Source organism: Kitasatospora kazusensis (assembly GCF_039529945.1).
GTDB lineage: Bacteria > Actinomycetota > Actinomycetes > Streptomycetales > Streptomycetaceae > Kitasatospora > Kitasatospora kazusensis.
In genome coordinates this window covers 1-3,977 of the sequence record NZ_BAAANT010000104.1, presented here as the reverse complement: position 1 = coordinate 3,977, position 3,977 = coordinate 1, and the positions used below count along the sequence as shown (strand labels likewise).

General features: G+C 64.6%; 1 protein-coding gene. It reads right to left on the bottom strand.

The genetic code is table 11. The annotated features are described in order from the left end of the window. Nucleotides 1–1,614: 1,614 nt before the first annotated feature. On the bottom strand, nt 1,615–3,153 hold the full coding sequence (locus tag ABD330_RS32020) for a glycoside hydrolase (RefSeq protein ID WP_344469828.1): 1,539 nt from the start codon (nt 3,151–3,153) through the stop codon (nt 1,615–1,617). Between the last annotated feature and the right edge of the window lie 824 nt (nt 3,154–3,977).

Sequence of the window (3,977 nt, the reverse complement as noted above, 5' to 3'; positions counted from 1 at the left end):
CGAGCGCCCGCGCGACGGAATGATCAGGAGTTCGCGGAGCGGCTCGCTTTTGATCCGTCGTCGGTGGCCCTGGCACGGAAGTGATCCAGGACGTCGATTCACCGGTCGCCCGGGCCGTCGCTGTGCAGGGCGTACCAGGCGGCGGTGGTCACCGCCGGTCTCTTCCCGAAGCCCTTCCATACGCCAGCCAGCTGCCATCTGTTCGCGCTGTGCCGCGCGGGGGCGTGGTCTGTCCGGGCCGGGAGCAGGAGGGCACAGCTCGTCAGGAGGGTGTGTTCCTGAGGCCGGTGATCACCAGGTCGGAGTCGCGGACCGTGTACGCGACGTTGAGGCTGGTGCCGTCGTTGTACCTCATCGTGGGGTCAGATGGCCATGGCTGCCGCAGCGATGACGCTGGGGTCGACGTAGTCGGATGGCAGGGGAAGGCGCCTTGGCAGCCGTTGTCTGTCCGCCGCCCGAGTGAGTTCAGTTAGTCGTCGATCTGGACTGGGTACAGAGTATTGCCGCTCGGTCCCACGAGCGGCACGACGTCCACGCGAGCCGAATGAGCCAGCTGGTCGCGTTCTTGGCGCTGTCTCCTCGGGTCTCGAACAGGAAGGTCTCTGGTGAATCAGAAATCCCCCCGCAGTATCGGGATGAAGGCCGTGGTCCTGGTTTCGGCGGGTGCACTCGCCGTAATTTCCGGCGTTCTTCCCAGTACGGTTGCAACCGCTGACGCGGGCCAGCCGAATCAGGTCACCGACGGCGGTGGTGGCGGTGGTGGCGGCGTGGATGGCGGTGGCGGCGGTGGCGGTGGCGGCGTAGGTGGTGGCGGCGGTGGTGGCGGTGGCGGCGGCGCGCAGGGTCCGGTCGGTCCGCAGGGTCCGCAGGGCGCCCAGGGTCCGCAGGGCGTGCCGGGCCCGCAGGGTGCGCAAGGTGTGCCAGGGCCTGCCAACGGGGCGCAGAGTGTGGCGGTGGTGAGCGGAGTCGTGGCCCCGAATACGCAGGGGACGGTCATGTGTCCGGCGGGTACATACGCCACTGGCGGTGGCGTCCGCCCCACGACTGCCGCCGGAATCGTTTCGACGTCCGGGCCGTACCCCAACATCGGCAATAGCACTCCCACCGGATGGACAGGTCAGAGCACAGGGGAGGCTCAGGTCTGGGTGATCTGTCGCCCGTAGATCTCTAGTTCACCATTCTGCGTGCAACCTCGGCCAGGTAAGTTGTTCAGCCTTGCGTCGTAACTGGCATCTGGCCTGGCCGAGGCCCCCAAGTATGATGTTGACTGGAAGTCACGCGCGTAGGAACAGCTGAAGGGGCAGCCACGGCCGGCCGCATCGGCGGCAAAGACGAGACGACCGATCATGTCGCGCTCGCCTCGCGCCAGGCCGAACGACCGCTTTCGGTGCAATCCCAGACTTCGGGCACTTCAGGCCCTTGTCAGTGGGCATTTCGAGATGTCTATGGCAAAACGAAGCAAGCAACGGCCGAAAGCACCATAAACTGGCACAATCCATGAACTATCCCCCATGCGAGCAGGACGTCCTCCTGACGATCGTGGCACCAGCCGCCATGGCGGCCACGATCGTCAACGTCACCCTTTCCCAGGCGGAGAAGGCCCTGGGCTCCAGCTCAGATCCAGACGTCATCGATTTCGATGGTCTGAATGGAGTTGGCGCCGAAGGAGATGGTCAGTTGCTTGCCGTTCAACGGGGCGTCGGGGGCGGTCTCGTACTGTCGTGCGATGCGGTAGTACGGGTCCGCGTCGGTGACCCAGCGCCGGGCGATGCTGCCGACGGCGCTGAAGCGGGAGAGGTCGTAGGTGATGTCCTGTGAGGTGTTGCCGCGCACGGTAACCAGGACCAGGCGGTGCCGGCCTGGGTCGTAGGCGGCGACGGTGGACGGGTCTCCGCTGTCGAGGATCTGCATCCCGGGCCGGATGTGACGGGTGTACTGGGCAAGTACGAAGTACTTGTTCGTCACGTAGGGGTCGGTGCCAGGGCAGGGGTTCGGCTCGCCCAGGGAGCCGCTCTTGACCGTCGGGTCGTTGCTGTAGGTGGCCTTCAGCAGGCCCCAGCTGAGGTTGTTGCCGGTGGCCGGGTCGGTGACCTGGCTGTCGACCGGCTGCCAGTAGCACCAGGCGGTCGGGTGCAGGTATCGCAGGTCCAGGGCGAGGTTGTAGGCGAGGTACAGGCCGTGCTCGTACTGCTCGCCGTACTCGCTCTGCCACAGCGGTCGGTCGCTGGCATGGACGTTGTTGTGCAGAGCGGACCGCGCACTGCCCGAGTCGGTGTACTGGTAGCCGTGGACGTTGACCTGGCCGACCAGGCTCTGCGTGCCAAGTGCGGCCAGATTGCTCCAGGTGGTATTGGCCTGGTCGTAGCTGTTCTCGTCGGAGACGGCTATCACGATGTCCGACAGGCCGCGGGCGTCGAGCTCCTCGCGCAGGTAGCGGATTACCTTCTGCTGGATCGGACGGTTGAGGTCGGCACTGATGTGGCAGCCCTCCTGGGACCCGTCGGCCGTCCACCACGGCGCCGAAGGCTCGTTGAAGGGATCGACGCTGCCGACGTCCACCCCCCACTGCTCCCGGAAGTACTGCGCAACGATCGCCACATACCGGGCGTGCTGCTGATAGTTCCAGCTCTGCAGGTTGTCGCCGCCGTCCGCGGCCCCGCACGGGTTCTGGTCGTTGCACATCCACCAGATCGGCGAGCAGGAGAACACCTGGAAGACGTCCGCGCCCCGGTCACGCGCCTTCCACACCATGTTGCGCTGCTCCGAGTCGCCCCACCAGCTCCAGCTGTTGGTGTCCGCCGGATTGTCGCTGAGCCAGTTGACCCAGTAGCCCTCGATCTTCCTGTACGCCGGCTGGTTCGGCGAGACCGCCTCACTCGGGCCGCCCGGCCAGGCGGGCTGCGTCATGCTGGCGCCGAGGTTGTACCGCACCACGTTGAGGCCCAGCCCGGGCAGGGAGCGGCCGTGGTACGCCACCGAACCGGTGGTGTAGAAGATGTCCGCGAGCGTGTTGTCCATGCCGAACACGTTCGCCCACCAGGAAAGGGAGGCCCCCCAACCTTGCCAGGCACCGTAGTTGAGGGACGGGTTGATCGGGGTCGTGTAGGAGGCGGCCGAGGCCGGCATGCTCGCCGCCATGACCGCAGCCGTCACACCGATTCCCAGAGCCTGTTGTCTCGGTTGCACCACTGACTCCTCTCCGAAACACGTGAATTCAGCGCAGTTCCAGTGCTCGCCAGGGCACTGTCGACTTGAGCATCGACTTCATTCATGCCAGGAAGCTGTCTGGTAGATGGATGCCCAACTTTGAGAACACTTGCTTGACAAGAGGGGTGCGGCCGTAAATTTTTTCTGGCACGGCCGCGCCATTCTGCCAAGTTGGCAGCAGGGCTGATGCGTTCTCGGGATGTGAGACCGAGTAGCTGAAGAGCTTGCTCGGGGTGGTTGCGGCGGTTGCGGTAGTTTTCGCGAGCGACGGCGACATTGGTCCAGTCGGCGAGGCCGATGGCCAGGCCGCAGGGGCCGGATGCCGATGTGACAGCGGTCAGCGTCATGGCTGAATCGGCTGCAATTTGGGCGAATCGATTGCGTATCGAGGCCGCCAGCCGACCTTCGTGAATTGACACTCGCCAACCTGAATATGCCCAGCCATTACGGCGAATCGTACTCTGGGAGCGGATCGCCCTGCCGGCTGTTCTCGGCACGCAGGCAGGGGGCGCACTCCCGGATGGCGACTTGCGACTGAAGGGCCGGATAATCCCAACCCCGCAAACAAGCGAAGCGCGCCTGCGCTCCGATCTAGAAGGATCGAAGAAAGCTCGCCCAACGAGCCGGGGTCGAATTCAAGTATTACGTACCCGAATGGAACGACCCTCGATCAAAGTTTCAGTCCCCGTGGATGTGCAGTCAAGACCTGTGCGTCAGCCAGTGTAAGTAATACAATTACATCGCACTGAGGTTTTCTCGGCTCGGATCTA